Source organism: Microvirga sp. KLBC 81 (assembly GCF_003075415.1).
Lineage (GTDB): Bacteria > Pseudomonadota > Alphaproteobacteria > Rhizobiales > Beijerinckiaceae > Microvirga.
In genome coordinates, this window is sequence record NZ_QDAH01000004.1 from 90,750 (window position 1) to 116,781 (window position 26,032).

General features: G+C 62.9%; 29 protein-coding genes and 1 pseudogene. 20 read left to right on the forward strand and 10 right to left on the reverse strand.

The window, feature by feature from the left end; genetic code table 11:
- Nucleotides 1-77: 77 nt before the first annotated feature.
- The 7 genes from DC522_RS04405 (at nt 78) to ybaK (ending at nt 7,088) form a co-directional block, all read left to right on the forward strand.
- A complete protein-coding gene (locus DC522_RS04405; protein ID WP_116527493.1) occupies nt 78-518 on the forward strand; it encodes a VOC family protein in 441 nt (146 codons plus the stop codon).
- A gap of 112 nt (nt 519-630) precedes the next feature.
- On the forward strand, nt 631-2,112 hold the full coding sequence (xdhA, locus tag DC522_RS04410; RefSeq protein ID WP_116527494.1) for a xanthine dehydrogenase small subunit: 1,482 nt from the start codon (nt 631-633) through the stop codon (nt 2,110-2,112).
- A 4-nt stretch (nt 2,113-2,116) separates the two neighbouring features.
- Nucleotides 2,117-4,444: a xanthine dehydrogenase molybdopterin binding subunit gene (xdhB, locus tag DC522_RS04415; protein WP_116527495.1), complete on the forward strand. Its 2,328-nt coding sequence runs from the start codon at nt 2,117-2,119 to the stop codon at nt 4,442-4,444.
- Entirely contained in the window at nt 4,441-5,406 is a 966-nt protein-coding gene (xdhC, locus tag DC522_RS04420; protein ID WP_116527496.1) for a xanthine dehydrogenase accessory protein XdhC, read from the forward strand. The genes xdhB and xdhC overlap by 4 nt, the downstream gene beginning before the upstream one ends.
- 14 nt (nt 5,407-5,420) lie before the next feature.
- Nucleotides 5,421-5,897 (forward strand): nucleoside deaminase, encoded by a 477-nt coding sequence (locus DC522_RS04425; protein ID WP_116527636.1) that lies wholly within the window; start codon nt 5,421-5,423, stop codon nt 5,895-5,897.
- Between the two features lie 59 nt (nt 5,898-5,956).
- Nucleotides 5,957-6,592 (forward strand): urease accessory protein UreE, encoded by a 636-nt coding sequence (locus DC522_RS04430; RefSeq protein WP_116527497.1) that lies wholly within the window; start codon nt 5,957-5,959, stop codon nt 6,590-6,592.
- A 25-nt stretch (nt 6,593-6,617) separates the two neighbouring features.
- Nucleotides 6,618-7,088 carry a Cys-tRNA(Pro) deacylase gene (ybaK, locus tag DC522_RS04435; protein ID WP_116527498.1) on the forward strand — a complete coding sequence of 157 codons (471 nt, stop codon included), beginning with the start codon at nt 6,618-6,620 and terminating at the stop codon, nt 7,086-7,088.
- A 54-nt stretch (nt 7,089-7,142) separates the two neighbouring features.
- On the opposite strand, the gene DC522_RS04440 is transcribed toward ybaK, so the two are convergent.
- Nucleotides 7,143-7,457, reverse strand: coding sequence for a hypothetical protein (locus DC522_RS04440; RefSeq protein ID WP_245443955.1), 315 nt, complete (start codon nt 7,455-7,457; stop codon nt 7,143-7,145).
- 283 nt (nt 7,458-7,740) lie between these two features.
- The gene (locus tag DC522_RS04445) at nt 7,741-8,181 is read right to left on the reverse strand and encodes a hypothetical protein (RefSeq protein ID WP_116527500.1); all 441 of its coding nucleotides are present in this window, start codon (nt 8,179-8,181) and stop codon (nt 7,741-7,743) included.
- A 721-nt stretch (nt 8,182-8,902) separates the two neighbouring features.
- Here DC522_RS04445 and DC522_RS04450 point away from each other — a divergent pair.
- Nucleotides 8,903-9,538 carry a helix-turn-helix domain-containing protein gene (locus DC522_RS04450; protein ID WP_116527501.1) on the forward strand — a complete coding sequence of 212 codons (636 nt, stop codon included), beginning with the start codon at nt 8,903-8,905 and terminating at the stop codon, nt 9,536-9,538.
- Between the two features lie 80 nt (nt 9,539-9,618).
- Here the strand turns inward: DC522_RS04450 and DC522_RS34615 are convergent, their stop codons facing one another.
- Entirely contained in the window at nt 9,619-10,047 is a 429-nt protein-coding gene (locus DC522_RS34615) for a hypothetical protein (protein WP_165820049.1), read from the reverse strand.
- A 475-nt stretch (nt 10,048-10,522) separates the two neighbouring features.
- Here DC522_RS34615 and dusA point away from each other — a divergent pair, with 475 nt between their 5' ends.
- The gene (dusA, locus tag DC522_RS04460) at nt 10,523-11,518 is read left to right on the forward strand and encodes a tRNA dihydrouridine(20/20a) synthase DusA (RefSeq protein ID WP_256369833.1); all 996 of its coding nucleotides are present in this window, start codon (nt 10,523-10,525) and stop codon (nt 11,516-11,518) included.
- A gap of 359 nt (nt 11,519-11,877) precedes the next feature.
- Nucleotides 11,878-12,108: a hypothetical protein gene (locus DC522_RS34620; protein WP_165820041.1), complete on the forward strand. Its 231-nt coding sequence runs from the start codon at nt 11,878-11,880 to the stop codon at nt 12,106-12,108.
- A 154-nt stretch (nt 12,109-12,262) separates the two neighbouring features.
- Here DC522_RS34620 and DC522_RS35755 read toward each other — a convergent pair.
- Nucleotides 12,263-12,688, reverse strand: a pseudogene (locus DC522_RS35755) (IS5 family transposase); the annotation flags it as partial.
- Between the two features lie 47 nt (nt 12,689-12,735).
- On the reverse strand, nt 12,736-13,617 hold the full coding sequence (locus tag DC522_RS04470) for an aldo/keto reductase family oxidoreductase (RefSeq protein ID WP_116527503.1): 882 nt from the start codon (nt 13,615-13,617) through the stop codon (nt 12,736-12,738).
- Nucleotides 13,618-13,711: 94 nt separating this feature from the next.
- Here DC522_RS04470 and DC522_RS04475 point away from each other — a divergent pair, with 94 nt between their 5' ends.
- The 3 genes from DC522_RS04475 to DC522_RS04485 all read left to right on the forward strand — a co-directional run bounded on the left by DC522_RS04475 (nt 13,712) and on the right by DC522_RS04485 (nt 16,267).
- On the forward strand, nt 13,712-14,620 hold the full coding sequence (locus tag DC522_RS04475; RefSeq protein WP_116527504.1) for a LysR family transcriptional regulator: 909 nt from the start codon (nt 13,712-13,714) through the stop codon (nt 14,618-14,620).
- 505 nt (nt 14,621-15,125) lie between these two features.
- Nucleotides 15,126-15,422: a hypothetical protein gene (locus DC522_RS35365; protein WP_205769497.1), complete on the forward strand. Its 297-nt coding sequence runs from the start codon at nt 15,126-15,128 to the stop codon at nt 15,420-15,422.
- 65 nt (nt 15,423-15,487) lie between these two features.
- Nucleotides 15,488-16,267, forward strand: coding sequence for an ADYC domain-containing protein (locus tag DC522_RS04485; RefSeq protein WP_116527505.1), 780 nt, complete (start codon nt 15,488-15,490; stop codon nt 16,265-16,267).
- 114 nt (nt 16,268-16,381) lie between these two features.
- Here the strand turns inward: DC522_RS04485 and DC522_RS04490 are convergent, their stop codons facing one another.
- The 3 genes from DC522_RS04490 to DC522_RS04500 are packed head-to-tail and all read right to left on the reverse strand — an operon-like array spanning nt 16,382 to nt 18,123.
- The gene (locus tag DC522_RS04490; RefSeq protein ID WP_116527506.1) at nt 16,382-17,086 is read right to left on the reverse strand and encodes a TIGR02281 family clan AA aspartic protease; all 705 of its coding nucleotides are present in this window, start codon (nt 17,084-17,086) and stop codon (nt 16,382-16,384) included.
- A complete protein-coding gene (locus DC522_RS04495) occupies nt 17,086-17,283 on the reverse strand; it encodes a DUF1289 domain-containing protein (protein ID WP_047189509.1) in 198 nt (65 codons plus the stop codon). The genes DC522_RS04490 and DC522_RS04495 overlap by 1 nt, the downstream gene beginning before the upstream one ends.
- Before the next feature lie 15 nt (nt 17,284-17,298).
- Nucleotides 17,299-18,123 (reverse strand): adenosylcobinamide-GDP ribazoletransferase, encoded by an 825-nt coding sequence (locus DC522_RS04500; protein WP_116527637.1) that lies wholly within the window; start codon nt 18,121-18,123, stop codon nt 17,299-17,301.
- A 148-nt stretch (nt 18,124-18,271) separates the two neighbouring features.
- Between DC522_RS04500 and cobT the strand changes: the two genes are divergently transcribed.
- A complete protein-coding gene (gene cobT / locus DC522_RS04505) occupies nt 18,272-19,297 on the forward strand; it encodes a nicotinate-nucleotide--dimethylbenzimidazole phosphoribosyltransferase (protein WP_116527638.1) in 1,026 nt (341 codons plus the stop codon).
- Between the two features lie 2 nt (nt 19,298-19,299).
- Nucleotides 19,300-19,803, forward strand: coding sequence for a thermonuclease family protein (locus DC522_RS04510; protein ID WP_116527507.1), 504 nt, complete (start codon nt 19,300-19,302; stop codon nt 19,801-19,803).
- Here the strand turns inward: DC522_RS04510 and DC522_RS04515 are convergent.
- Nucleotides 19,800-20,381 carry a LysE family translocator gene (locus tag DC522_RS04515; protein ID WP_116527508.1) on the reverse strand — a complete coding sequence of 194 codons (582 nt, stop codon included), beginning with the start codon at nt 20,379-20,381 and terminating at the stop codon, nt 19,800-19,802. The genes DC522_RS04510 and DC522_RS04515 overlap by 4 nt on opposite strands.
- An 86-nt stretch (nt 20,382-20,467) precedes the next feature.
- Here DC522_RS04515 and DC522_RS04520 point away from each other — a divergent pair, with 86 nt between their 5' ends.
- The 3 genes from DC522_RS04520 to DC522_RS04530 are packed head-to-tail and all read left to right on the forward strand — an operon-like array spanning nt 20,468 to nt 22,125.
- Entirely contained in the window at nt 20,468-21,112 is a 645-nt protein-coding gene (locus DC522_RS04520) for a uracil-DNA glycosylase family protein (RefSeq protein WP_116527509.1), read from the forward strand.
- A gap of 3 nt (nt 21,113-21,115) precedes the next feature.
- Nucleotides 21,116-21,907, forward strand: coding sequence for an enoyl-CoA hydratase-related protein (locus DC522_RS04525; RefSeq protein ID WP_116527510.1), 792 nt, complete (start codon nt 21,116-21,118; stop codon nt 21,905-21,907).
- A gap of 11 nt (nt 21,908-21,918) precedes the next feature.
- Nucleotides 21,919-22,125, forward strand: a complete 207-nt coding sequence (locus DC522_RS04530; RefSeq protein WP_116527511.1) for a hypothetical protein — start codon at nt 21,919-21,921, stop codon at nt 22,123-22,125.
- A 29-nt stretch (nt 22,126-22,154) separates the two neighbouring features.
- Here the strand turns inward: DC522_RS04530 and DC522_RS04535 are convergent, their stop codons facing one another.
- Nucleotides 22,155-22,763: an AraC family transcriptional regulator gene (locus tag DC522_RS04535; protein ID WP_116527512.1), complete on the reverse strand. Its 609-nt coding sequence runs from the start codon at nt 22,761-22,763 to the stop codon at nt 22,155-22,157.
- 113 nt (nt 22,764-22,876) lie between these two features.
- Here DC522_RS04535 and DC522_RS04540 point away from each other — a divergent pair, with 113 nt between their 5' ends.
- The gene (locus DC522_RS04540; protein WP_116527513.1) at nt 22,877-23,188 is read left to right on the forward strand and encodes a hypothetical protein; all 312 of its coding nucleotides are present in this window, start codon (nt 22,877-22,879) and stop codon (nt 23,186-23,188) included.
- 263 nt (nt 23,189-23,451) lie between these two features.
- The gene (locus DC522_RS04545; RefSeq protein ID WP_116527514.1) at nt 23,452-26,013 is read left to right on the forward strand and encodes a caspase family protein; all 2,562 of its coding nucleotides are present in this window, start codon (nt 23,452-23,454) and stop codon (nt 26,011-26,013) included.
- The last annotated feature ends 19 nt before the right edge of the window (nt 26,014-26,032 follow it).

Sequence of the window (26,032 nt, forward strand, 5' to 3'; positions counted from 1 at the left end):
GGGGTATAAAGCATGAGGCTTGATCTCTTCGCCAAATGCGCCATCACGGTAAACCAAACGCATAGGAGAGATGGTCTATGGAATACCTCCACACGATGGTCCGGGTCTCGAACCTGGAGCAATCCCTCGATTTCTTTTGCAACAAGTTCGGCCTCGTCGAAGTCCGCCGGACGGAGAACGAGAAGGGCCGTTTCACCCTTGTCTTCCTGGCGGCTCCCGGGGATGTGGAGAAGGCCAAGGACACCAAGGCCCCGCTTCTGGAACTCACCTACAACTGGGACGAGCACGAATATTCGGGCGGCCGGAATTTCGGCCATCTCGCCTACCGGGTCGATGATATCTACGAGACCTGCCGGAAGTTGATGGATGCCGGCATCACCATCAACCGTCCGCCCCGCGACGGCTACATGGCCTTCATCAAGACTCCCGACAATATCTCCATCGAATTGCTGCAGCGCGGCGAACCCAAGCCTGTGCAGGAGCCCTGGGCTTCCATGCCGAATACGGGGACCTGGTAAGCTCAAGGCCTCGCGGAAAGCCTGAGAAGAGCCCGCTTGGCGAAAAGGCCTTGCTCCGTCATTCTTCCCGGCCCACCATAAGAGGCCGGGAATAACCCGGCGGAGGAATATCTTGGCACGAGACGCAATCCGCTTCTGGCGGAACGGACAGCCCATTGAGGTTTCTGGCTTTCACCCGCGCACCACACTCCTGGACTACATAAGACTTCAGGAGCGCCGGGTCGGAACGAAGGAGGGCTGCGCCGAAGGCGATTGCGGTGCCTGTACGGTGGCTCTCGGCCGCGTCCGGGGCGGGCGCGTTCATTACGAGCCCATCAATGCCTGCATCCTCCTGCTGGGCCAAGTCGACGGGACAGAGGTCGTGACCGTCGAGGATCTGGCGAAAGGCGGAGAGTTGCATCCGGTCCAGTCCGCCATGGTGGCGCATCACGGCTCCCAATGCGGCTTCTGCACGCCCGGCATCGTGATGAGCCTGTTCACGCTCTATCAGGAGGCCGGGCGGCCTTTGGATCGTGAACGCATCAACGATGCCCTGGCAGGCAATCTCTGCCGCTGCACAGGTTACAGACCTATCGTCGATGCGGCCCTCGATGCCTGCACGAGCGCACCGCATGATGCATTCTCCCAGGCGAACGCCACAACGGCGCGTAGTCTCGATGAACTCGCCGATGGCCAGGACGTCTTCATCGGCTCTGACACCAGCTTCTTCGCTGCCCCCGCGAGCGAAGCCTCTCTCGCAGCGCTCTATGCGCGGCATCCCGATGCCACGCTGGTCGCAGGCTGCACCGATGTCGGCCTTTGGATTACAAAAGGCATGGTCGAGCTGGAGAAGATTATCTGGCTCGGGCGCGTCGCTGGCCTCGACTGGATTGAGGACGGCTCCGATGCGCTGACCATCGGCGCGACGGTCACGCATGCGCAGGCTTTCTCGAGCCTTGAATCGATCGATCCCGATCTCGGCGAGCTCATGCGCCGCTTCGGATCGGCCCAGGTACGTGCTTCGGGAACGGTCGGCGGCAATATCGCCAACGGCTCACCCATCGGCGATCTCGCGCCCGCGCTCATCGCGCTCGGCTCCACGCTGGAACTGCGCCAGGGCGAGAACACTCGCGTCATTCCCCTTCACAATTTCTTCATCGCCTATCGCAAGCAGGACCGCCTTCCCGGCGAGTTCGTGCGCAGGGTCACCGTGCCCAAGCTGACGGCGCATGAGGCATTTCGTGCCTACAAGGTGTCCAAGCGCTTCGACGAGGATATTTCCGCCGTCATGGGCGCTTTCAAGTTCACGCTCGATGGTCGCCGTATTGCAGAGGCACGCATCGCCTTTGGCGGCATGGCGGGCATTCCGAAGCGTGCCACGGAAACGGAAGCCGCGCTTGTTGGCGTTTCGCTCGATGACCCGTCCACCTGGGGCGAGGCAATGGCTGCCATCGCGCGAGATTATCAGCCTCTCGACGATCATCGCGCATCTGCCGCCTATCGCGCGACGGTGGCCCGCAATCTCGTGTCCAAGGCCTTGAGCGAAACGGCCTCGGGCGAAACCCGCGCCACGCGGATCATTGGCCAGCGCGAAGCGCTTGAAGCGGCGGAGTGAGGCCATGAACGCACCGACCAAACCCATCGATACCGAGACGCTCCGCCACATCCGCAAGCCCCTGCCGCATGATTCCGGCCCCAAGCATGTGCAGGGCGTTGCGCAATACATCGACGACATCCGCGAGCCTGAGGGCACGCTCCATGTCGCCATCGGCCAGGCGCCGAAAGCGCGGGGGCGGCTGGTCTCGCTCGATGTCTCCGCCGTGCGTGATACGCTTGGCGTGATTGCTGTTCTCACAGCCGCCGACATTCCCGGCAAGAACGATGTGTCGCCCGCTTTCGGCGACGATCCTCTGTTCGTCGACAGCGAAATCAGCTTTCTCGGACAGGCCGTCTTCGCTGTCGTTGCCACGAGCCGCGATATCGCTCGGCGCGCAGTGAAGAAGGCGGCGATGGAGATCGAGTCGGAGACGCCGAGCATCACCGTCGAGGACGCGCTGGAGCGTGGCGAGACCGTCCTGCCGGATTACGCCTATGGGCGCGGTGATGCGGATCAGGCTGTTGCGAGCGCGCCCCACCGGCTCAAAGGCCAGTTCCGGGTCGGCGGGCAGGAGCACTTCTATCTCGAAGGCCAAGTGGCCTTCGCGATTCCGGGCGAGGATGGCGATGTCCATGTCTATTCCTCGACGCAGCATCCCACGGAAGTGCAGCACGTGGTTGCCCGCGTGCTCGACATTCCCGACTCCTACGTGACCTGTGAGACCCGCCGCATGGGCGGTGGTTTCGGCGGCAAGGAGAGCCAGGCCACGCAATGGGCTGTGACGGTAGCATTGGCCGCACGCGTGACAGGGCGGCCTTGCAAGATCCGTCTCGATCGCGACGACGATTTCATCCTCACCGGCAAGCGTCATGATTTCCGCTGCGACTGGCGCGTCGGCTTCGACGACGAGGGACGCATTCAGGGTTACGGCGTCGATCTGCTCGCACGCTGCGGCTATTCGGCGGATCTCTCTGCCGGCGTGGTGGACCGCGCGATGTTCCATGCGGACAACGCCTATTGGATGCCTGCCGTCCACATCGCTTCGAAACGACTGAAGACCAACACGGTGTCCAACACAGCCTTCCGCGGCTTCGGCGGTCCGCAGGGCATGCTCGCCATCGAGCATGTGATGGATCAGATCGCCTGGGCGACGGGCCGCGATCCGCTCGATGTGCGCTACGCCAATTTCTACCGGGGGGCTGATAACCTCACGCCTTACGGCATGGAGGTGGAGGAGACGGATACGCTCCACAATCTTGTGCGCACGCTCGAAGAGACCTCGCATTATCGCATGCGCCGCGAGGAGATTGCGGCTTTCAACGCCTCCTCGCCGATCATGAAGCGCGGGATCGCGCTGACTCCCGTGAAGTTCGGCATCAGCTTTACGCTGACCCACATGAACCAGGCAGGCGCGCTGGTGCATGTGTATCAGGACGGCTCCGTGCATCTGAGCCACGGGGGCACGGAGATGGGGCAGGGGCTCTATATCAAGGTGGCGCAGGTTGTGGCCGAGGAATTCGGCATCGCCATGGAACGCGTGCGTATCACCGCGACGACCACGGCGAAGGTACCCAACACCTCGCCGACGGCTGCTTCGTCCGGCTCCGACCTCAACGGCATGGCGGCGAAGATCGCGGCAGGCGCGATCAAGAAGCGCATGATCGCCTATGCCGCCGAAGCTTATAGCGTGCCGGAAGACCAGATCGAGTTCCGCGACGACCGCGTGTTCATCGGCAACGAGAGCATCCCCTTCGATGAACTCGCGAAGAAATGCATTGTCGCCCGGGTCCAGCTCTCAGAAGCAGGTCACTACAAGACGCCGAAGATCACATGGGATCGCGCCAAGGGCACCGGCCGACCCTTCTTCTACTTCGCCTATGGTGCAGCGTGCTCCGAAGTGATCGTCGATACGCTCACCGGCGAGAACCGTGTCCTGCGGACGGACATCCTCCACGATGTGGGACGCTCCCTGAACCCGGCCATCGACGTGGGGCAGATCGAGGGCGGCTTCGTGCAGGGAATGGGCTGGCTCACCACCGAGGAGCTGGTGTTCAGCGAGGAGGGGCATCTGCTCACGCATGCGCCTTCCACCTACAAGATCCCCGTGGCGTCTGACGTGCCCGCCGATTTCCGCGTCGCACTTTATCCCAATTCCAACCGGGAAGAGACGGTCTATCGCTCGAAGGCCGTGGGCGAACCGCCGCTCATGCTGGCGAACAGCGTGTTCTGCGCATTGGCCGATGCGATACACTCGCTCGATCCCTCGAAGCCTGTGCCGCTGAACGCGCCTGCGACGCCGGAGGCGATCCTGCGTGCCTGCGAGGCGCTACGGGGAAGGCCGATGGGGTGAGGGTCTGGCGACAGCTCACCGATTTCATCACGCGGCATGGGTCTGCGGCCTTAGTCACTGTGCATGAGGTGAAAGGCTCTGCGCCTCGGGAGAGGGATGCGCGCATGGTCGTGCGGTCCGATGGCGCTTTCCATGGCACCATCGGCGGCGGCCAGCTCGAGTTCCTCATGCTCGATATCGCGCGCGAGATGCTTGGCCAGGGGCGTGGCCCTGCACGCATCGTCGATCAGGCGTTGGGGCCAGATCTCGGCCAATGCTGCGGCGGGCGCGTGAAGATCCTCATCGAGACGTTCGACAGGCGCGACCTCGACGACATCACGCCTCTTGTCGAAGCGGAGGCCAAGGGTGGCCTCTTCGACGTCGAATGCCGCATGGAGGACGGTCGCGTGAGGCGCGAACTGGCATCGGAGGCGGATGTTGCTCCGGGCTGCGAATGGCGCGAGACCCATGGCGAGGATCGCACGCCCGTTCTTCTCTTCGGCGCAGGGCATGTGGGTCGCGCACTCGTTCTGGCGCTTGCGCCGCTTCCGTTCTCGGTCCGGTGGCTGGACAATCGGGAGGGAACCTTTCCTTCCCACATCCCGGCCAATGCGACGGCTGTCCACATGCGTAGCCCCGAAGCTGAGATTGCGGAAGCAAGGCCGGACTCCCTCATTCTCGTCATGACCCACGATCATCCCCTCGACATGGCGATCGCGGCTGCGGCCCTGCGGCGCGGCTTTCCCTATGTCGGCCTCATCGGCAGCGCCACGAAGCGGGCACGGTTCGAGAAGCGTTTCCGGGAGCTTGGGCTGTCTCGGGAGCGGATCGCCTCCCTGGTCTGCCCCATCGGGATTCCCGGCATCACGGACAAGGACCCGGCGGTGATCGCGGCGTCCGTGGTGGCCCAACTGCTCCAGGTGCGGGAGCGCCGGCAGCTTGACCGAAATCTCTCGCCACTCGCTGCCGCAGGCGGTACATAGACCCGATGACCGATATGAACACACAAGACCAGCGCTATCTGAAGCGCGCCATCGATCTGTCTCGCGAGCACATGGAGGGCGGTGAGGGCGGCCCCTTCGGCGCCGTGATCGTGCGTGACGGCAAGGTCCTGGCCGAGGGCTGGAATCAGGTGACCTCCGCCAACGATCCCACCGCCCATGCGGAGGTGACGGCGATCCGCCGCGCCTGCCAGGCGGTCGGCGACTTCTCGCTGGAGGGCGCGACGCTCTATACGAGCTGCGAGCCGTGCCCCATGTGCCTGGCTTCCGCCTATTGGGCGCGGGTGTCGCGCATCGTCTTCGCCAATACCCGGCAGGATGCGGCGGATATCGGCTTTGATGACAGCCTGATCTATGATGAGATCCCTAAGCCCATCTCTGAGCGCATCATTCCCATGGATCATCTGCCGAGCCTGGAGGCCAAGGCCGTTTTCCAGGCCTGGGCGGACAAGCCGGACAAGGTCGAGTATTAACTTGGCCTAGTGCGCTTCCTATCTAACGCTGACCTAAGCATTCACCCTGAGACAAAGCCATGCCCCGCGTCACCACCATCGTCCGCAAGCCCGCCGTGAAGGCCGACCGTGTCGTCGACACGGTGACCCTCGACCATGAGGGGAGAAACCGCCGGCAGGCGACGCTGAAGGGTGAGGGCGGCACCGAGATCCTGCTCGATCTCGACATGGAGACCACCATCAACGATGGCGATGCCCTGCGTCTGGAGGATGGCAGCCTCGTCCAGGTGAAGGCGAAGCCTGAAGGATTGCTGGAGGTGAAGGCGGAGAACCCTCTGCGCCTCATGCGTCTTGCCTGGCATCTCGGCTCGAACCATGGCCTCGCCGAGATCACGAACGATGCTCTCTACATCGAGAACAATCCGGCCCTTGCGGAGCTTGCGCGCGGGCAGGGCTGCACGGTGACGCCCGTGGAGCGGCCGTTCAAGCCGGAGCGCAGCGCCCATGTCTGCGATCACGATCACCACAATCACGGCCACGGGCATCACCACCACGGTCATGACCACCATCATCATGACCATGCCCACGGCCACGCGCATGAGCATCAAGACCATGAGCGTTCCCATGCTCATCACCACGATCATGGGCACCATCACGAACACGGTCATGGCTGCGGATGCGGCCACCATCACCAAGGCCACAAGCACGATCACTGATCGCCTGAATTCCTAAAACCGTCCCATGTCCAAGACGACCCGCGCCACGCAGGCCCTTCAACAGGCCGGCGTTTCTTTCACGGTTCACTCTTATGAGTATGACCCGAATGCGGAGCGCATTGGCCTGCAGGCTGCGGAGGCGATGGGGGCAGACCCCAACAGCGTGCTGAAAACCCTGATGGTGCTGGTCGATGGGAAGCCCGCTTGCGTCGTCGTTCCCTCGGACAAGGAGGTGAACCTGAAGAAGCTCGCCTCGGCTCTTGGTGGCAAGGCGGCACAGATGATGAAGCCTGCGGATGCGGAGCGCGTTACCGGCTATCACGTGGGCGGCATCAGTCCCTTCGGTCAGAAGAAGCGCGTGCCGACGCTCATCGAGCAGTCTGCTTTCGCTCACGATCAGGTCTTCATGAACGGAGGCCAGCGCGGCCTGCAGGTGAAGTTGAAGCCAAGCAATGCCGCCTCGGCGCTGAAAGCCAAGGTCGCCGAACTGATCTGATTGTCAGGAGGGCTCGGAGGGAGCGCCTGGCATCCCTCCGCTGAAAAAGGCGTGTTACTGGCTCTTCGTGGTCGAAGAGGTCGAGCCGGTGGTGTCCGTCGGCAGCTTTTTCTTCTGGCCGGGAGCGTAATCAGAGGCGCCATGGCCGGTGGAACCAGTCGTGTCAGATTTCATCTGCCCGGGGGCGTAGCCCGAAGCGCCGGGGCTGGTCGTCGAACCAGTCGTACCGGACTTCATCTGCTGGCCCGGGGCGTACTGGGACGCGCTATTGGAATTGGTATTTCCGCTAGAAGTCTGCGCATAGGTGGCCACAGGAAGCGCCATCATCATGGCGGCGGCACAAGTAATACCAAGCATTTTCTTCATCATTACGCTCCTTACGGGATGCGGTTCTTGGACTGGAAGAACGTATGCTGGCGCGGAGCGTTCCAAGCGTCGCTTAAAATGAATTTATATAGTTTTATGCTGAGATTCGATTGTAGTACTAGATGAATATCCCATGAATGGTGTTTGCCGCGTGACACCGATGGCCGCTTATTTTCCTTGTGATTGTCGTCCCCCACCTTGGAAAAGGCCGCCTGACCTGATCCCAGCCGCGCTGAGGAGACGACGCAGAAGTTCTTCACTGTTGCCCCCATCATGGCTCGGGGCGTTAAGCTTGGGCCGGCACGGCTCCTGGCACAGGCGCCCACCACATTCCATCATCCGCCAGCGGCGCCGCGGCACAGTTGGCGCCCGAAGCTGGCGTGACCGGCGGCTGAACACCTGTCTTGGACTGGGAGGTCAAGCGCCCGGGAGCGGCCAGTCCAAGCTCCAAGGCCCAGCCCCGCACAAACGGCACCGGGAGAACCAAACGGTGAGCGGCCATGACAACGCCCTGCGCGGCAATCAAGACCCTCAGGTCGGCTTCAAGCCGCCAATAATCGAAGGGGAGGCGGCCGTCACGCGACGCCCAGCCATACAGCCGGCCATCCTCATAGCTCAGTTCGGCTGCTTGGACCGGGGAAAACACGGTTTGGGCCGTTTGGAAGGAGGTGGCACAGCGGATCTCGGGCGCGGCGGTGCCGGCAGGAAAAGGAATCACGTTGGTCATGGGAAGCCCCGAACACCTGTCTCGCAGCAGGCTTTGCGGCGCCTTACAACCCGACTGGGCCTGATCCGCAAGGGACCAATGGACGCGCCTCACTCGCAGGATGCCCCCAATGCGAGCAAGGAAAACCGCTATCGGGTAGCGATTCAAAATTCGAAAATCTTATCTCCTGGGCAACTCACCAAGCTGCTCAGATCGTCGCGTCCGGTCAAAGCTTCGCAGGGCGCCTATGGCGCATCGTGCTTAAAAAGTGGACCCGGTTTTCCGCATCCGACGATGCGCTGCTTGAGAACGGGAGCATAGGATGAATCCCAAAAGTGCAATCTACTTTTGGGTCCGATGCTCCGGAACCCCGCACAAACATCAATCCCGCCGCCCCAGATGTTCGTTTCTCAGAACGGAGGGGAGGGTGGAGGAGAAGGCATCAAAGTTCAGCCAAGTCAATCAGTTGAGCTCTCTGTTTGGGCCGGGGAACCATCATATTGACAAATCGTTCTTTATATCGACATGTATGTTTTGTTTAATGAACTCCTGAGCGTGGGGCCATGGCTGCAGCGGCAAAGATTGTTGACCTTAATGAGTTTCGACGCCGGCATCAGAAGACGATGAGCCCGGCAGCGCCCGAGCTTGGCGTTGTACGGATGCCGTGGGTTGCGGTATGGTTCTTTGCGCCCGTCTGGGTGGGGACTGTTTGGCCGATGCATCGCTAAGATGAGGTGCCGTCGTGGGAGATGGGGCAAAGGATCATCTCGGCGGCGGCGTCCATCAGGCCGAGGGCGATCTGGAGAATGAGGCCCACGAGCTTGCCGAGATCGTCAGCAGTAACTTAAAACGACTGCGCCGGTCGCGGGGGCACTCCCTTGAGCGTCTTGCGAATCTGGCCGGCGTGAGCCGTGCCATGCTGAGCCAGATTGAGCTGGGACGAAGCGTTCCGACCATTTCTTTGTTGTGGAAGGTGGCACGGGCGCTCGATGTCCCGTTTTCGGCGCTGACGAGCCCGGGCACTGGCAGCGGCACGGTCGTGATGCGCTCCAAGAATGCCAAGATCCTCGCCTCGGCGGATGGGAGATTCACCTCACGGGCACTGTTTCCTTTTGAAACGGAGCGGCGCGTCGAGTTCTACAAATTGACCCTTGCCGCGCAATCGCAGGAAAACGCGGTCGCTCACGCCGCGGGTACGCTTGAGAATCTTACCGTCGTAGTTGGCGACGTGGAAATTGAGGTCAACGGTACCGTTTACAGCCTCCATGCGGACGACGCGATCGTCTTTCAGGCTGACGTCCCACATATTTACCGCAATCCCGGACCCGTGACGGCAATCATGTATCTGGTGATGTCATATGTCGAGACCGTCGGATAGCTCGATCCGCACGGGGTCCGTTCCGAGCAGTCCGTGCCGCATCGGCGAGACATGGCACTGCCCACGGAAGGAATGCGTGCCTAGGCGCTCTTCTTCATCGGTTTCGTCTGCGCGCCCATGCCGATGAGCATCATGCCGCCACACATCATCATGCAGGGCATGCCCATCTCCATCATCCTCATCATGTTCTCGCAACACATCCTGAACATGTCTGCGGACATGCCCTCCATCGGCGTCATGTTGCAGGTCATGGAGCCGTCGGCAGCCATTTCGCAGGACATGCGACACATCATGCCTGGCATCATCCCGCCCATCATGGGCATCATGCCGCCCATCGGCATCTGAGGCATCATGTTGGGCATCATGGGCATCATGCCGCCCATCTGCATGGGGGGCATCATGTTCGGCATCATCCCGCTCATCATGGGCATCATGCCACCCATCGGCATCGGAGGCATCATGCCCGGCATCATACTGCCCATCATGGGCATTGCGGCTGAGCTGGTCATCTATCACTCCCGTTCGGTTGTCGGAAATTCGCCAGCGATTCCGCTGGATCGGACCAAGGATGAAGCCGCGCAGGCCCCGGCGGCAACACATCTCACATCAGGGTCCCGCTTTTCCTCCAACATATTGGAGGCTGGGCCAAGAGATCGAACAAACCGTTGCTTTATTAGATGCGCCTCAGCTTTAGCGGATGCTTCCGCGTTGCGCCGGATCAGCTTGGCTGATGCCCCACGCACGCGAGGATCACGTCAACGTCGCCTGTTGTTCCTTGGAGGCGAGGTGCAGAGCGCCGCCGGGTGGCGACACAAAGGAGGTTGTCCTAATTTACGCGCTTGCACTCGATAACGCTTGCCGCGCTTTGTAATCGTCGCCATGTCTGGCACATCTCCTGGCACAAAAGTGGCACACCGTGGCCTGGATCGAACCCGTATCGGAACTGTGCCAAGGCCGTCGCGAAGGCAAGTTGGGGCTGAAAAATTGTTATTTAACAAAGGTGTAAGTTTAGGCGTTGCGCCGATGATGGACTGGACCGATCGGCATTGCCGCTCGTTTCATCGCGTCATGTCGCGCCGGGCGCGGCTCTATACGGAGATGGTCACCACGGGGGCGGTGATTTACGGTCCGCGCGAGCGTCTGCTCGGCTTCAGCGATGCGGAGCATCCGGTGGCGGTTCAGCTTGGCGGATCGAACCCGGCGGAGCTGGCTCAGGCAGCCAGGATCTGTGCCGATTTCGGCTATGACGAGATCAACCTCAATGTGGGCTGCCCCTCCGACCGGGTGCAGAACGGCCGCTTCGGCGCCTGCCTCATGCAGGAGCCCGTGCTCGTCGGCGAGTGCGTGGCAGCGATGAAGGCTGCGGTTTCCCTGCCTGTCACCGTGAAGTGCCGCATCGGCGTGGACGATCAGGATACGGAAGAGGCTCTCAATCGCCTTGCCGAATGCGTGGTCGCAGCCGGTTGCGACGAGCTGACGGTCCATGCGCGCAAGGCGTGGCTCCAAGGTCTGTCACCGAAGGAGAACCGGGATATTCCGCCTCTCGACTATGCTCGTGTGTATCGCCTGAAGGCGGCGCGGCCCGATCTGCCGGTTGCTATCAATGGCGGCATCAAAACCTGGGCCGAGATCCATGAGCACCTGAAGCACGTAGATGGCGTCATGCTGGGCCGCGTGGCCTATCATGAGCCGGAGATCCTGCTCTCCGTCGACCGTGAGCTTTACGGCGAGGAGCCGCCGGTAGCCGACGGCTTCGAGACAGTGGAGGCTTATGAACCCTATATCGCGGCGCAGCTGGAGAAGGGCGAGCGGCTGAGCAACATCACCCGCCACATGCTCGGCCTCTTCACGGGGCAGCCCGGCGCCAGGGCCTATCGCCGACACTTGGCGACGGAGGCGACGAAGCCTGGAGCTAATCTCAACACCCTTCGCGATGCTGTGGCTCATGTGCGTGTCAAGCACCTGGAAGCCGTAGGATAGAGGCTAGCGCATCGTGCGGAAAAGTGGATCCGGTTTTCCGAGTCTCACGATGCGCTCTCTAAGGAAGGGAGCATCGGACCCAAAAGTGCAGTCCACTTTTGGGTCCGATGCTCTAACGCTTTCAGCTGTAAGTTTTTATATTGATCATCGGCAGCTTACGACGGTCAGAGCATTATAGATTCTCGCAATCATAAATTGTTATGGCAACAAAGTGTGCAGGCCTTGTGAGGTTTCGCACATTACATCCATATTCTGAAATAATTCTTATCAGCGACCTTTACTGTAACATTGTTCGAACTATTCTCCCTCTTGCGGACAAGCCTCGGCACCCGCTCACTCATCCTAGAGGGAGAAAGTTCATGTTACGTCGTTTTTGCACTGCCATCCTGGCAATCGCAGCTGGAATCTCAACGCTATCGGTCGCGCAGGCGGCTCAGGTCGCAAATGGTCTTACCGTGAATGGCCTGACTGTTAACGGCCTCAGCGCCAACGGCACGGATGTCCAAGGCCGCCTCAATGATGCCTCTTCCAGTTCAACCCGTCTCGAGGCCGTGATCCTGCAGGATGGTTCGGTCTTCCTCCTGAAGTAACAAACCCATCACTCTGATCCGATCGCATCAGCCCCCGCTTCGGCGGGGGCTTTTTTATTGGCTCGTCTAGCTGCCGAGCCGGAGCCATGGTTCTGAAACGTGGCCGGTTTCTGTGCCCTTGTGGTTGAAGGGGCCACTCGCAACACCCCAGCTCCTGGCCGGCGCTGAGGGCGAGGCGCAGCGGGAGACCTCGATGGTCTACGACCGCGTGGATCTTGGTCGTGAGCCCTCCGCGAGAGCGACCGGTGCAGCACCGCTCATCCCGCCGGATACATGCACCGTGCTGGTGGACACGGACGATCGAACTGTCGATCATCTGCACGTCGGCTTCGGCTCGTGCGGAGAGCGCGTCAAATATGCGGTTCCAGACGCCCACCCCGCCCCAACGAACGAAGCGGTTGTAGCAGGTGGTGTAGGGCCCGTAACACTCCGGCAGATCGCGCCACGGCGCTCCCGCCCGCAGAACCCAAAAGATGCCGTCCAGGACGCGCCAGTCGTCGACCCGCGGTACGCCACGTGATTTGTTAGGCAAGATCGGTTCTATGGCTCTCCATCCCGGGTCGGAGAGGGTGTGACGCATGGTTGAAGCTCCGTTTCAGAGTCAAGGGCCGTTCGTCCTCATCGCCCTCAGGCGCAGTCGGCGCTTGCGGCAATCCCGTCCAGTGCGACAAGTGCGTCTTCTGGCAGATCGAGCTCGGCTGCGGCGAGGTTCTCCTGCAGATGCGCGACAGACGAAGTGCCAGGGATCAAAAGGATGTTGGGCGCGCGACGAAGCAGCCAGGCGAGCGCAACCCGCATGGGCGTGGCACCGAGGCGCGCAGCGACGTCGGACAAGGTAGACGATTGTAGCGGGTTGAACCCGCCGAGCGGAAAGAACGGCACATAGGCGATGGCGTCGCGGGCCAAATCGTCGATCAGGGCATCGTCGGTCCGATGCGCCAGATTATACTGGTTCTGCACGCAAACGATCTCGCAGATCCGGCGTCCTTCCGCGACCTGCGCGGGGGTGACGTTGCTCAGCCCGATGTGACGCACCAAGCCCCGCCGCTGGAGTTCGGCCACGACGGTGAGCGGCGCCTCGATTGAACCCTCGGCGGGGCCATGCACGCTGAACATGATCCGCAAATTGACCACCTCCAGCACGTCGAGCCCAAGATTACGCAGGTTGTCGTGCACCGCCTGGGTCAGCGCTTCCGGCGAGAAGGCCGGGAGCCATGAGCCATCCTCGCCACGCCGGGCGCCAATCTTGGTGACGATGACGAGATCGTCGGGATAGGGCGCGAGCGCCTCACGGATTAGCCGGTTGGTGACGTGCGGGCCGTAGAAATCGCTGGTGTCGATGTGGTTCACACCGAACGCGACGGCTTCGCGCAGCACGGCCAGTGCCGCGTCGCGATCCCTGGGCGGGCCGAACACGCCGGGGCCCGCGAGCTGCATGGCACCGTAGCCAAGCCGCTTCACGGTGCGGTTGCCGAGAGTGAACGTGCCGGACTGGTTAATGGTGGACATGATTGATCTCCTCTCAAGACGACACACAGTTAGGCGTTGCCGGCACGCGCGATAATGAGGCACAATCCGCACGGGCTGTGCGGAGTGGCGAACAGTGAAGATCGATCTGGGTGATCTGAACGCCTTCGTGGCGGTGGCGCGCGCCAGGGGCTTTCGCGATGGCGCGCGCGCAAGTGGCAGCAGTGCGTCCGGGCTCAGCGAGGCGCTACGCCGGTTGGAGGCGCAGCTCGGCGTCAGGCTGCTCCACCGGACGACGCGCAGCGTCGTGCCCACCGAGGCGGGCGAGCGCCTGCTCGAGCGGCTCGGCCCGGCATTGACCGAAGTGGAAGCGGCGCTCGACGTGGTGAACGGCTTTCGCGACAGGCCGGCGGGCACACTCAGACTCAATGTCCCGGTCAGTGCGGCGCGGCTCGTGCTGCCCGCGATCGTGCCGCCGTTCCTCGCCGCCTATCCGGAGATCCGGCTGGAGGTGATTGCCGAGGACAGCTTCGTCGACGTGCTCGCCGCCGGCTGCGACGCCGGCATCCGCTACGACGAGCGGCTGGAGCAGGATATGATCGCGGTGCCGATCGGTCCCCGTGTCCAGCGCTTCGCGACCGCCGCCGCTCCCGCCTACCTCGATCGCCACGGCCGGCCCGAGCACCCGCGCGAGCTTCTCGGTCACGCCTGCCTGCGCGGCCGCCTCACCAGTGGGACGATGGCGCCGTGGGAATTCGAGCGCGACGGCGAGGTGGTGCGGGTCGATCCCGCGGGGCCGCTGCTCGTGCGCGTCGGCGCGGCGACCGATCTCGCCGTCGACGCAGCGATTGCCGGCACCGGCATCGTATACCTTTTCGAGGACTGGCTGCGCCCGCATCTTGATAGCGGCGCCCTCGAACCCGTCCTCGAACCATGGTGGCAGCGCTTCCCGGGGCCGTTCCTCTACTACCCCGGACGGCGCCTCGTGCCCGCGCCGCTGCGAGCTTTCGTCGACTTTATCAAGGCATCGGCCGACCACGTTTGACCTCCGCACCATGGCGACCGCCTGGGCAGCTGTACGTCCGCTGCGGAGAACACGCGACTGTCGGCGCTACGACCTACACGGGTCGGTTCGCGACATTCCGGGCGCCGATCATCAACTGCCGTAGTTGGCGGAACTGTGACATGGGGGGTGGCCGTTGGCTCACTTTCCAGTCGGCTCGAAAGCGGCCATCGGGGGGCCACCCTGGACGCCGCCGTTTAGGAGTACACGTCCTAACAGGAATGGTGCAGCAGGCTTGCCGCCGATGTGATTACTTAAAGTTATGGCCGAGTTGTTTTGCAACGATAAGTAATTTTGATTCAATGAGCAGTTGAGTTAAATCGAGGCCCCTCCAACTAGCAATATTGCGGAAAGTAAGATTTGCAATTATGCATATATAACGTAACGTTTGCTCGTTTACAGCAATGATATTACATGTATCTTCCCCTACGCGAACAAGCGAAGTGCCGCTACGTCGTTCGCGAATGCAGTAACTAAGGGGATGAATATGCACACTCGGTCTTACATTTGGGTTCTTGCCATTGCGCTCGGGCTTTCGGTCGCCTCAGGTGCAAGCGCGCTTGAGATCGCAAACGGCTTGAGCACCAATGGCCTGAGCACGAACGGCCTGAGCACGAATGGCCTCAGCACCAATGGCCTGAGCACGAACGGCTTGAGCACGAACGGCTTGAGCACGAATGGCTTGAGCACGAATGGACAGGATGACAAAGGCGCCGTTTCTTCGGGCATGCAGCTTGAGGCAGCAGTCCTGCGAGATGGGTCGTTTATCCCGCTTGGCCATTAATCGATGTTACTTTATAGCTTGTAGCCTCTCGTTCGAGAGGCTACTTTCTGATCAGGATCCGTTTCATGCGCACCCTGACCCTCGCATCGTTTCTGCTGATCACCCTGTATGGTCTCGTCTTCCCCCACACTGCCATTGGCGCGGGCGGCAGACTTCGGGCCGATGGGCCGGAGCTTGTGCTGAGCCTGGACGATGGCCGGGTTCTGCGCGGCGACGATTTGATCGGAGTGCGCTTGGTTCTTGCAGGCCCTCATGGGAAAACACAGGTCCAGATTGTCGGCTTCGCCGAAGATACGACGGCAACCGGCGGACCGATCCCGCTCTATAGCCTCTCCGTGAGCGCTTCCGACGGCCCGTCCGACAATTTCTGTCGGCCCGATTCCCGTGGACGCCACGCAGGATTCCCTCTGCCGGATGGCTCCGGAGGCTTCAATTTCACCTGTACGAGCGGCGCCGAGGGCAAATGCGTCCTGATGGGCTATCGTCCCTGGGAGATCAGGGATGGAGTCCCGATGCGCGACCTCCATCGCGCCTGCGTGCATATGCTGCGAGCCGATTACGGTGGGGATGATCGGCCGACAACGCGCGATGGCACATCTGTCGATGTTTTCGATCGTTTCGGCATCCAGAAATCTGAGAAGTTGGACGGCATGCAGTTCGAGGCGGCATGGGGACCCGATGGTGCGGTGTGCGTCGCTCATCCGCGCATTGCGCAGAATGTAACCCTTGAGCGGCTCGCAGAGCGGCACCCTCGTTTGGCAGATCGACTGGGGCCGAAGAGCTGCAGCCTCGAGATGATGCAGCCGGAGCCACGCGCGCTCCTGTTCAACCACTCCTTTCCCTGAGCCATGATCATCCGCTGACGATGCGCTGCTTGAGGGCGTAAGCATCGGAACGGCCCCAGAAGTGCCTTCCACCTTTCGCGTCCGATGCCCTCATGCTTCAGCCGCCCCGTTGCTTCATCCAGGAGCTGTCTTCGCCCTTAGGATCAGCCTGTTGCCGCGCACCTCGTAGGAGCCGAGGCGCTCCAGGAAACTCATTCCGAGAAGATTGGCGTGGAGCACGCCTTCTCTTGCGACGAGCGCGTGGACATTGCGCTCCGTGATCGGTCCGATCGAGAGGCTCTCCACCACGACGGGAGCTGCGAGTGCTCCACCATTCGCAGTCGCGACAGGAACGGAATAGTTCAGCCTTTCCGGCTTGAAACCCAGGGCGACGGCGTTTTCCGCGCGCAGCACCACCGTGCTCGCGCCCGTGTCGAACACGAAGCGCGTGTCGTGCCCGTTCACCTTGCCCTGGAGCAGGAAGCTGCCGTCCGTTCTGCGCGCGGCGACCACTTCGCCGTCCGGTGTGACGACCGTGCGGCCGACCGAAATGTCGCCGATGGCGCGGTCAATCACGGTCTGGAATTCGCCGCGCGAGGCATACATGACCATGAGCGCGATCAGCACGCCGCCGCTCACGGCAATGGCCTGCACGCCATAGGTCCAGTGACGGGCAAAACCCTCAATGATGCCGCCGGCGAGAAGAAGGCTGATGCCGCCAAACCCCAAAAGACCTGCGGCTTCGAGAGGCGTGAAAGCGCCGATATCCTGCTCTGCGAACATCGCAATCAGCAGTGCCGCGATCAGAAGCAACCCGCCTGCGCCACGAATGCCCGGCATCACTCGGCCTCGTCCTGTTGGATGGCGAATGCCTGCCGCATGCGCTCCGGCAACTCGGCCATGATCCGCAGGCGCTCTTCTTCCGTCAGCCGATACCAGCGGCCGATTTCCTCCCGCGTGCGGCCGCAGCCCTCGCAGAGCCCCGTTTCTGGGTCGAGGGTACACACTCGGATGCAGGGGCTGGAGGCGCGGGTCATGTTACCTTCATGTTGTTACGGGTGGACCACGGTCAAGAGGCCGACCAGCGCGGCAATTTCAGCCACCTGCTGGGTCGCACCTGCAATGTCACCCGTCTGTCCTTGAATGTGATGGTCGGCAAAGCGGATCATACCGTAGCCGGACAGGACTGAGAGGGCGACCATCAGGATGACGCCTTTTAACGGGAGGCCGCCGAGCGCTCCCAGGATAATCGCAGCCATGCCTGCAAGGCCCGCCGCAAACCAGAAGCTCTCACGCGGGGGCTGGCCCACGGCATGGGAAGCACCCTCGAGCCGGGCCGGGGGAAGGAAGACGAGCGGCATGAGCCCCGCCGTCCGGCACAGGGCGGCGACGCCCAGGATCGCGGCCGCCGCTGCTGTGCCATCGGTGCGGGAGATCAGCGTCGCCAGGGCTCCGATCCGAAGGGCCAGCGCAAGGACGAGGGCGGCCGCCCCGAATGAGCCGATCCGGCTGTCGCGCATGATGTCGAGCCGCCGCTCACGGGTGGCTCCGCCGAAGCTGTCGGCGGTATCGGCCAAGCCGTCTTCATGGAAGGCGCCCGTGGTCAGGGTCATGACGCTCACAGCCAGCATCGCGGCGAGCCAGGGACCGAGATCGAGCCAGAGAGCACCGGCCATCGCGAGCGCAGGCAGGACACCGAGGACAAGGCCTGCCAGGGGCAGGACGCGGGCAAGGCGGGGGAAGTCCGGCAAGGCATGGGGGTTCTGCTCATAAGGAAGAGCGGGCACCGGAAGGCGCGAATAGAAGCGCAGGCAACGGGCCAAGTCGATCGTGACGGCCTGCCAGAAGCCGGTCGGGACACTCTGCGTCGTTTCCATTTGCTCGGACATGCTTCACCCGCGTGATTGCCCCGTGTTTTCTCGTTGGCCGCATTTTCTTGCGGCGAACCGGTGTCCACTTCGCCGGAATATGCTTATAGGTCACGCCAAATCAGATTCCGCAATGCCCGATGGGCCGGAGCCCCTTATGACCAATCCCGCGTCCTCGCCTTTCGACGATATCCGCCGGCTGATCACGACCATGCCCGGTCCGGACGAAGCGGCGATCGAAGCCGTGCGGATGCGGGACCGGCAACTGACGAAGCCGGCCGGAAGCCTGGGGCGCCTGGAGTGGATCGCCGAATGGCTCGCCGCTTGGCAGGGCAAGCCCAATCCCACCGCGGACCGCCCGCTGGTCTGCGTCTTCGCCGGAAGCCATGGCGTGACGGCGAAGGGCGTGTCGGCATTCCCCTCCGAGGTGAACCGCCAGATGCTCGAGAACTTCGCGGCAGGCGGGGCGGCTATCAACCAGATCTGCGGGGCCTATGGCCTCGGATTCAAGGTCTTCGACCTTGCCCTCGACATGCCCACCGGCGACATCACCGAGACGGAGGCCATGGACGAGAAGGCCTGCGTCGCCACCATGGCCTTCGGCATGGAGGCGATTGCCGGCGGCACGGACCTACTGGCGGTCGGCGAAATGGGCATCGGCAACACCACCGTTGCGGCGGCGATCTACACAGCGCTCTACGGCGGACCCGCCGAGCACTGGGTGGGCCGCGGCACGGGAATCGATGACGAGGGTCTGAAGCGTAAGGTCGCTGCTGTTGAGGCTGCTATTGCCTTTCATCGCGATCACCTGAAGGATCCGCTCGAGATCCTGCGCCGTCTCGGCGGGCGCGAGATTGCGGCGATGGCGGGTGCGATCCTGGCGGCTCGTCTCCAGCGTATTCCCGTAGTGCTCGACGGTTATGTGACGACCGCCGCCGCTGCGGTCCTGCACGCCATCCATCCCTCGACCATCGATCACTGCATCGCCGGACATCTCAGCGCTGAGGGTGCGCATCAGGATGTATTGGCTCGCCTCGGCAAGATTCCGCTTCTGGCTCTCGGCATGCGCCTCGGCGAAGGCTCGGGTGCGGCTCTGGCGATGGGCATCGTGAAGGCTGCCGCTGCCGTGCATCGCGACATGGCCACCTTCGGCCAGGCCGGGGTTTCCGAGCGCCTGTCGTGAGAATGCGCCGACGCCGCTTCGGTGCGAGCGGCATTCAATCCCTCGTTATCGCGCTGGCGCTCGCCGGCGGGTCGGTGATCGCTCTCAAGCCGAACGGTCGCGCCCTTGAGGGGCGCGCCCATGTCACCGATGGCGACACCATCAACATTGGCGATGCCAAGATCCGCCTGAAGGGAATCGACGCACCGGAGATGGACCAGATCTGCTCCCGCTCAGGCCGCTCCTATCGCTGTGGCGACACGGCCCGCCGGGCGCTGATCGACATCGTCTCCGGCGAGAATGTTCAGTGCAAGGCTGCAGGCCGTGACCGCTACCAGCGGATCCTCGCCCGCTGCACCGTGAAGGGAAGCGATATCGGCGCACGGATGGTGGAGAGCGGCTGGGCCGTCTCCTATGGGCGCGATTACGACATGCAGGAAATGCGCGCGCAAAGCCGTGGAGAGGGTCTCTGGGCTGGCGAGTTCGAGCGGCCGCAGGATTGGCGAAGGTCTCGGGCGGGCGACTAGCCGAGGGCCGTCGCTCCAAGCGACGCTGAAAAGGTCAGGAGAACCAGGGCTGCGCCGCGCTGAACGAGCCTCGGCTGGATCCTGGCGCTTGGCCCTGAGAGGGTTGAGCCGAAGCCGATCCATCCAAATGCAATCGGCACGATGATGGCGGCGAAGAAACCCATCGTCTGCAGGAAGCCGCCGAGACTGCGGAAAGCCGCTTCGGGAAAGATGGCGATGGCGAAGAGAAGAGCCTTTGGGTTGAGCAGCGTCGCCGAGAACACGCGGCGGGCACCGAGATGCTCACCGTTCTCTGCGCTTCCTGCATCCCGCCACAGGCTCCAGGCCACCGCGACGAGATAGACCGCACAAGCCAGTTTCAGAAGGGGCTTCAGCCAGGGAAGGGCCGCGGAGGCGGGTTCGAGAAAAAGCCCCCATGCGGCAATGGCGATGCCATAGCCGGCGAGTTCCGCGGGAACGAGCCGGAGCGAGCGGCGAAAGCCCGCTTGTGCGCCGGAGGTCGCCAGCAGCGTATTCGTCGGTCCTGGCATCGCGAGGATGGCGGCAACGGCCGGAACGAAGGTGAGAAGATCGATCATAAGAACCGTTTAGGGCATCCAGGGCAGGGGAGCTTTGATCCGGCTCAAACCTCGCGAATGTCTCTCCCGGTTCCCATCTAACGGGGATGGAGCCGTCCCTCGATTTCGATGAACTCGCCCGTCGCCTAAGGGCCTGCCGCATTTGCCGCGATGCGCCGCGCTATGGCTCTGCGTTGCCCCATGAACCGCGCCCGATCATCCAGGGCAGTGCCTCAGCTCGCCTTTGCATCGCCAGTCAGGCGCCAGGCACGCGGGCTCACGCCAGCGGCGTTCCCTTCAATGACCGTTCAGGCACCCGGCTGCGCGAGTGGCTGGGGCTCGACAAGGCGGTGTTCTATGATGCCTCCAAGGTCGCCATCGTGCCGATGGGCTCCTGCTTCCCGGGGCATGACGCCAAGGGTGGCGATTTAGGCCCTCGCCGAGAATGCGCGGAGGCCTGGAGACGGCCTCTGTTTCAGGCGTTGCCCAGTCTCGAGCTCGTCCTGCTCATCGGGCAATATGCGCAGGCCTGGCATCTCGGTGACGATTTCCGGGACGGTTTGACCAGCACCGTGCGGCGCTGGCAGGAGATCCTCTCCGGCCCGCAAAAGCCTCGCATCCTGCCGCTTCCGCATCCGTCCTGGCGCAACACCGGTTGGCTTAAGACCAATCCCTGGTTCGAGGAGGAGCTTTTGCCTGTTCTTCGGTCCGAAATCCGCACTATGTTCAAGCTCAACCATTCAGGAGCTTAAGGCATGAGTCTGACGACCCTGCGCTGCACCATCGAGGGGCCCGTCGCCACAATCGCGCTGGCGCGGCCCGACAAGTTGAACGCGCTGAACGGCACCATGCATGCCGAACTGCGGGAGATGCTCGAACGGTGCGAGCAGGACGAAGCCGTGCGCGTCGTTGTGGTGACCGGGGAGGGCAGGGCCTTCTCCTCGGGCCAGGACCTCACCGAGAATCTCCCCAAGGACGAGAAGGGCCGCATCGACCTCGGACCGCCGCTCGCTCGCGACTACAATCCCTTGGTTCTGAAGCTCGCCAATTATTCGAAGGTCACCATCGCTGCCCTCAACGGTCCGGCGGTCGGCGCGTCCATGAATATCGCGCTCGCCTGCGACATCGTCGTGGCCGCGCGCTCGGCCTATCTGCAGGAGGCCTTCGCCAAGATCGCGCTCGTGCCGGATGCCGGCGGCACCTGGATTCTGCCCCGCCTTGTCGGACCCAAGCAGGCGCTGGCACTCATGCTCACAGCCGAGCCCATTCCCGCGGAGGAGGCGCTGCGCATGGGACTGATCTTCAAGGTTTTCGACGACGCCTCCTTCCCGGTGGATGTCGCGGCCTTCGCGGCAGGCATCGCCGCAGGTCCGGGACTTGCACAACGCCTGACCAAGCAGGCCGTGGCGCAGAGCCTCTCGAACGATCTGCAGGCGCAGCTCGAGCTTGAAGCGCAGCTGCAGCGAGAGGCAGGTTTCAGCCGTGACTTTCTCGAAGGAGTCACCGCATTCCGCGAGAAGCGCGCGCCTCGGTTCGAGGGACGGTGAGGGGAGAAATCATGCGTCGTCTTCCGTGGATCGTGATCCTCGCAACTTTAAGCGTCGTTCTGACAATCATCGTATCGCGTGATCCTGAGCGCGCCGAGCGCTTGTCAGAGATGTACCGGAGCGTCGCGTTCACCGGCGAGACGCGCGAGATGGTCATCATGCTGCTCGCGCTCGGCCTTGGAGCCTTCATCGTCTATCTCGCCGTGACACGCCGATGACGGGTAAATGCTCTCTATCCTGTTCTCATTCAGATGATACGCGCTAAGGTCTCCCTGGGCGAGACGCCGAAGGTCCGTTTGTAAGCAGCCCCGAACTCTCCCATATGCGAGAAGCCGCAGCTCAGGGCAATCTGCGTGACGGTGCTGAGAGATGGATCAGCTGCAATCAGCGCTCTGTGCACCTTCTGCAGGCGGATCGATCGCAGAAACGCCATTGGAGTGGTGTGGCGGAAGCTCTGGAAACCGTTCTGCAGGCTTCGGGCACTCACGCCCGCTTGCGCAGCGATGTCAGCTAAAGACAATGGCTCGGCGAAGTGCGCCTCGATGAAGGCTTCTGCTCGCTTCACGTAGAAGGGAGCAGCCGCCGATTGCGGCTGAAGAAGTGCATCCGAATAGTTGTGCCGGTGGCCATAGAGCAGGCTTGTGAAGACCAACTGTTCGAGCTGGTTCCAGACTGCCGGCACATGCCGGATGAGCGAATGCGGGTTGCTGAGTTCAGCCGATGCGTATTGGACAGTCCGGAGCCAGCTTTGGCCAGCCCCCGTATCGAGACGTAGGTTGATGTCGAGATCGATCCGCTGTTTCAGATCCCGGCCGAGCAGTTTTGCGCAGTAATCCGATAATCTGCGACGGTCCACGAGGAGAGCGCGGGCATCGCAGTCCTCCGAGAACTGAAGGGAACGTTTGGGTCCGGAGAGAAGATGATGCTTTGGTTTCCCGAAACGGTGAACTCGTCACGCCCATAGAGTAGTTGAGCACTACCCGTCTGAGCCATGACAAAGGCGATGTTGTTGAGGCGATCATCCGTCTCATCCGGAGGAAGATCGATGAACAGCTTTCGCCCAAATCGAACGTCAAAGACGCCAAGATTCTGAAGGCCACGAAAACGAAACCCACCGTCAAGCTGCCCGACCCGTGTCATTGGGGCAAGCCTCTGGGACGCAACGAATTGGCTCAACGCCTCTTCGAGTTCCTCAAGTTTTCTAGTCGTGCAAGAATGATCGGCGATAAGCATTCCGGTCTGAGCGGACGCGGGCTGGAGAAGGTTGTTGGCTTTACCTGAGAGAGTTATATTGTCCATGACTGCAGCTCGACAGTTTCTAGGCTTACACAGATGGCCCAGCATGTCCACGATCCGATCCGTCATCTGAACCAAGCAGCTATTGCCGCCCTCGATGGACCCGTATTCGGCGCCTCCATGAGCATTGCGCTCACCCGACACTGAAGCGCCTCAATGCGTTCTCGTTTGTTCACGAGGCATTCAAGTACAGCATCTCATCTTCAATCCGAAATGCCCGTTCTCCGGGTGAATAAGGTTCGCGCATCGTGTACCAACTGAAACGTACTATCGTTCTTGCCGTCTTCGTTCTGGCCTCCCTGGCTGGTTCGATGCCTTACGCCTCGGCTCAGCAGCAACAGCAGCGCCTTGCCCTGGTGATCGGCCAGAGCGCCTATGACGGCCGTCAGCTCGCCACCGCCGCCAATGACGCGGGCCTCATTGCCCAAACGCTCACCAGCGCCGGCTTCGAGGTTGTCCAGGGCCGTGACCTGAATGCCAACGATCTGCGCAGCGTGGTGCGGGACTTCCTCGACAAGGCCCAGGCCCTCGAGGGCGATGCCGCCATCATGGTCTATCTTTCGGGCTTTGGGATTCAGCTCGAAGGCGAGAACTATCTCCTGCCGGTCGATGCCCGCATTCAGCGCGATGTGGATGTGCCGATCGAGGGCTTCCGCCTGTCGGACCTCGTCCGCTCGCTGGAGCGCACTCCGGCTCAGGCCCGCATCATCGTGGCCGATATGGCGCGGGATTATCCGCTCCCCACCGGCAGCGATCCGATTGCTCGCGGCCTTGCGCTGATGGAGCCGCCCGCCGGCTACCTGATCGCCTTCTCGTCCGCCCCGAACATCACCTCCAGCGATGCGCCCGGACCTTATGGCCATTACGCTACCGCTCTGGTGGAAATGATGCGTCAACCCGGCGTGCCGGTGGATGAGGTATTCAACCGCGTCCGCCTGCGCACGCATGAGACCACGAAGGGCCTGCAGACGCCCTGGCACAAGACCAATCTCGGCAACACTCCATTCGTGTTCTTCGAGCCCGAGGAATCGGCCGCCGTACCCCCACCCGTTCGCGAGGTGCGTCGTATCGAAGAGGTTCCTGCCGAAGAGGCCTACCACATCGCCGTCGAGCGCGACACGATCCAGGATTATCAGGCGTTCCTGCGCCGCTATCCCGATCATCCGCTCGCTCGTCGCGTCTCGGCGCTGCTGGCCGCGCGCCGTGAGGCCATCGTCTGGCGCCAGACCGTCAACCGCAACACGAGCGAGGCCTACTGGACCTATCTGCGCCGCTACCCGAACGGCCCGCACGCGGCTGACTGCCGCCGCAGGCTCGCGCGTCTCTCCGCGCCGGTTGCTCCGCCGCCGGTGTTCGAAGAGGTCGTTTACGAGGACCTGCCGCCTCCGCTTCCCGTGGTGGAAACCGTCGAGGTCGTCGAGGTCGTGACGATCATCCGCGAGGTGCCGCCTCCGCCACCTCCGCCGGTCTATCTGCTGCCGGCTTATGAGGAGGATGTGGAGTTCGTCACGATTATCCGTGAACCGCCCCCGCCTCCGATCCTGGTCGGCGTGCTGCCGATCCCGGCTCCGATTCCGGTGCCGCGTTATGCCCGTCCGCCGCGCTCGTTCTATGAGCCAATTGCGCCTGTGACGCCGCGGGGTCCGGTTGCCATTCCTGTGCTGCCGCCTCGGATTGCTTCTCCGCGTGGGCCGACGGCTCGTGAGCTTTCAGGCGCTCCGGACGCGCCCCGGTTCAGGCCTTCCCGCGGCCTTCGTCCGGAGCCGGTCGTGCCGCGTCAGCCCGGCCTGGCCGCTCAGCCGCAGCCGATTCCGGTTGCCGCACGTCCTGCCCCGCCACGTGCGCCCACCGCGCGTGAGCTCTCTGGCGTTCCGGACGCGCCTCGGATCCGTCAGCCTCGCCTGCCGAGCCGCCCGATCCCGGTGCCGACGGCGGCGCGGCCGGAAGCGGATCGCCCTGCGCCTGCGGCTCCCGGAGCCGCTGCGCCCGTGGCGCCTCGCCCAACACCGCCGGTGCCATCAGCGTCCGGGCGACCTCCTGCTGCGGATGAAAGGCAGGACGAAACACCGAGGCCGTCGCTTCCGGCCGCGCCGCGACTGGGTCGTCCGCCTGTCCCATCGGCTCGGGATGTGCCCGATACCGAGCCGCGCGCCCTGCGCCCCGGTATCGAACAGGATCGTCCTTCCGCAGCCCGTCCGGCGCGTCCCGATGTCGAGCGGGATCGACCATCCGCAGTGCGTCCGCCGCGTTTCGATACCGAGCGGGAACGTCCTGCGGCACCGCGCCCACCCCGTCTGGGCGTCGAGCAGGAGCGTCCTGCCGCGTCGCGTCTGTTGCGGCCGGAAGTGGATGACGACCGCTTGGATGGACCTCGTCGGCTGCGCCCGACAGTCAGAGAGGAGGAGCGTCCGCGTCCGCCTCGTCCTGCAGCTCAGCCCAGGCCCGAGCCTCGGATAGAGGTGGAACGCCCTGTGCAGCCCGCACGTCCGCGTGTGCCGCAGGTGCGGCCCGAGCCGGAATTCAGACCCGCGGCCCCGCGAGTGCCCCGAGCACGGCCCGAGCCTGAGTTCAGGCCTGCGCCTGAGCCGAGAGAGATCCGGCCGCCACGGCCGATGGTGCAGCCCCGTCCTGCTGCGCCTGAGTTCAGGCCGGCGCCTCCCGCGGCCAGGCCGCAGCCTGCCGCGCCCGCATTCCGGCCCGCTCCCCCTCGGGTGCCGTCGGCAAGGCCTCAGCCCGAGAGGCCGTCAGCTCCTGAAGCAGCGCCGCGCAGGCGCGGTTGCCAGCCCGGGCGGCCCTGTCCTCAGGATTGAGCCAAACATGACGAAAAGC

Coding starts and splice junctions, on each gene's coding strand:
- DC522_RS04515 (WP_116527508.1), bottom strand. CDS start 20,381: ATGATCGATCTTCTCACCTTCGTTCCGGCCGTTGCCGCCATCCTCGCG.
- DC522_RS04510 (WP_116527507.1), top strand. CDS start 19,300: ATGCGCCGACGCCGCTTCGGTGCGAGCGGCATTCAATCCCTCGTTATC.
- DC522_RS04530 (WP_116527511.1), top strand. CDS start 21,919: ATGCGTCGTCTTCCGTGGATCGTGATCCTCGCAACTTTAAGCGTCGTT.
- DC522_RS04495 (WP_047189509.1), bottom strand. CDS start 17,283: ATGACCCGCGCCTCCAGCCCCTGCATCCGAGTGTGTACCCTCGACCCA.
- DC522_RS04470 (WP_116527503.1), bottom strand. CDS start 13,617: ATGTCCACCATTAACCAGTCCGGCACGTTCACTCTCGGCAACCGCACC.
- ybaK (WP_116527498.1), top strand. CDS start 6,618: ATGTCCAAGACGACCCGCGCCACGCAGGCCCTTCAACAGGCCGGCGTT.
- DC522_RS04525 (WP_116527510.1), top strand. CDS start 21,116: ATGAGTCTGACGACCCTGCGCTGCACCATCGAGGGGCCCGTCGCCACA.
- DC522_RS04490 (WP_116527506.1), bottom strand. CDS start 17,086: ATGCCGGGCATTCGTGGCGCAGGCGGGTTGCTTCTGATCGCGGCACTG.
- DC522_RS04485 (WP_116527505.1), top strand. CDS start 15,488: ATGCGCACCCTGACCCTCGCATCGTTTCTGCTGATCACCCTGTATGGT.
- DC522_RS04430 (WP_116527497.1), top strand. CDS start 5,957: ATGCCCCGCGTCACCACCATCGTCCGCAAGCCCGCCGTGAAGGCCGAC.
- DC522_RS04425 (WP_116527636.1), top strand. CDS start 5,421: ATGAACACACAAGACCAGCGCTATCTGAAGCGCGCCATCGATCTGTCT.
- DC522_RS04440 (WP_245443955.1), bottom strand. CDS start 7,457: ATGATGAAGAAAATGCTTGGTATTACTTGTGCCGCCGCCATGATGATG.
- DC522_RS04445 (WP_116527500.1), bottom strand. CDS start 8,181: ATGACCAACGTGATTCCTTTTCCTGCCGGCACCGCCGCGCCCGAGATC.
- DC522_RS04520 (WP_116527509.1), top strand. CDS start 20,468: ATGGAGCCGTCCCTCGATTTCGATGAACTCGCCCGTCGCCTAAGGGCC.
- DC522_RS34620 (WP_165820041.1), top strand. CDS start 11,878: ATGTTACGTCGTTTTTGCACTGCCATCCTGGCAATCGCAGCTGGAATC.
- xdhB (WP_116527495.1), top strand. CDS start 2,117: ATGAACGCACCGACCAAACCCATCGATACCGAGACGCTCCGCCACATC.
- DC522_RS04405 (WP_116527493.1), top strand. CDS start 78: ATGGAATACCTCCACACGATGGTCCGGGTCTCGAACCTGGAGCAATCC.
- DC522_RS34615 (WP_165820049.1), bottom strand. CDS start 10,047: ATGACCAGCTCAGCCGCAATGCCCATGATGGGCAGTATGATGCCGGGC.
- DC522_RS35365 (WP_205769497.1), top strand. CDS start 15,126: ATGCACACTCGGTCTTACATTTGGGTTCTTGCCATTGCGCTCGGGCTT.
- cobT (WP_116527638.1), top strand. CDS start 18,272: ATGACCAATCCCGCGTCCTCGCCTTTCGACGATATCCGCCGGCTGATC.
- DC522_RS04500 (WP_116527637.1), bottom strand. CDS start 18,123: ATGGAAACGACGCAGAGTGTCCCGACCGGCTTCTGGCAGGCCGTCACG.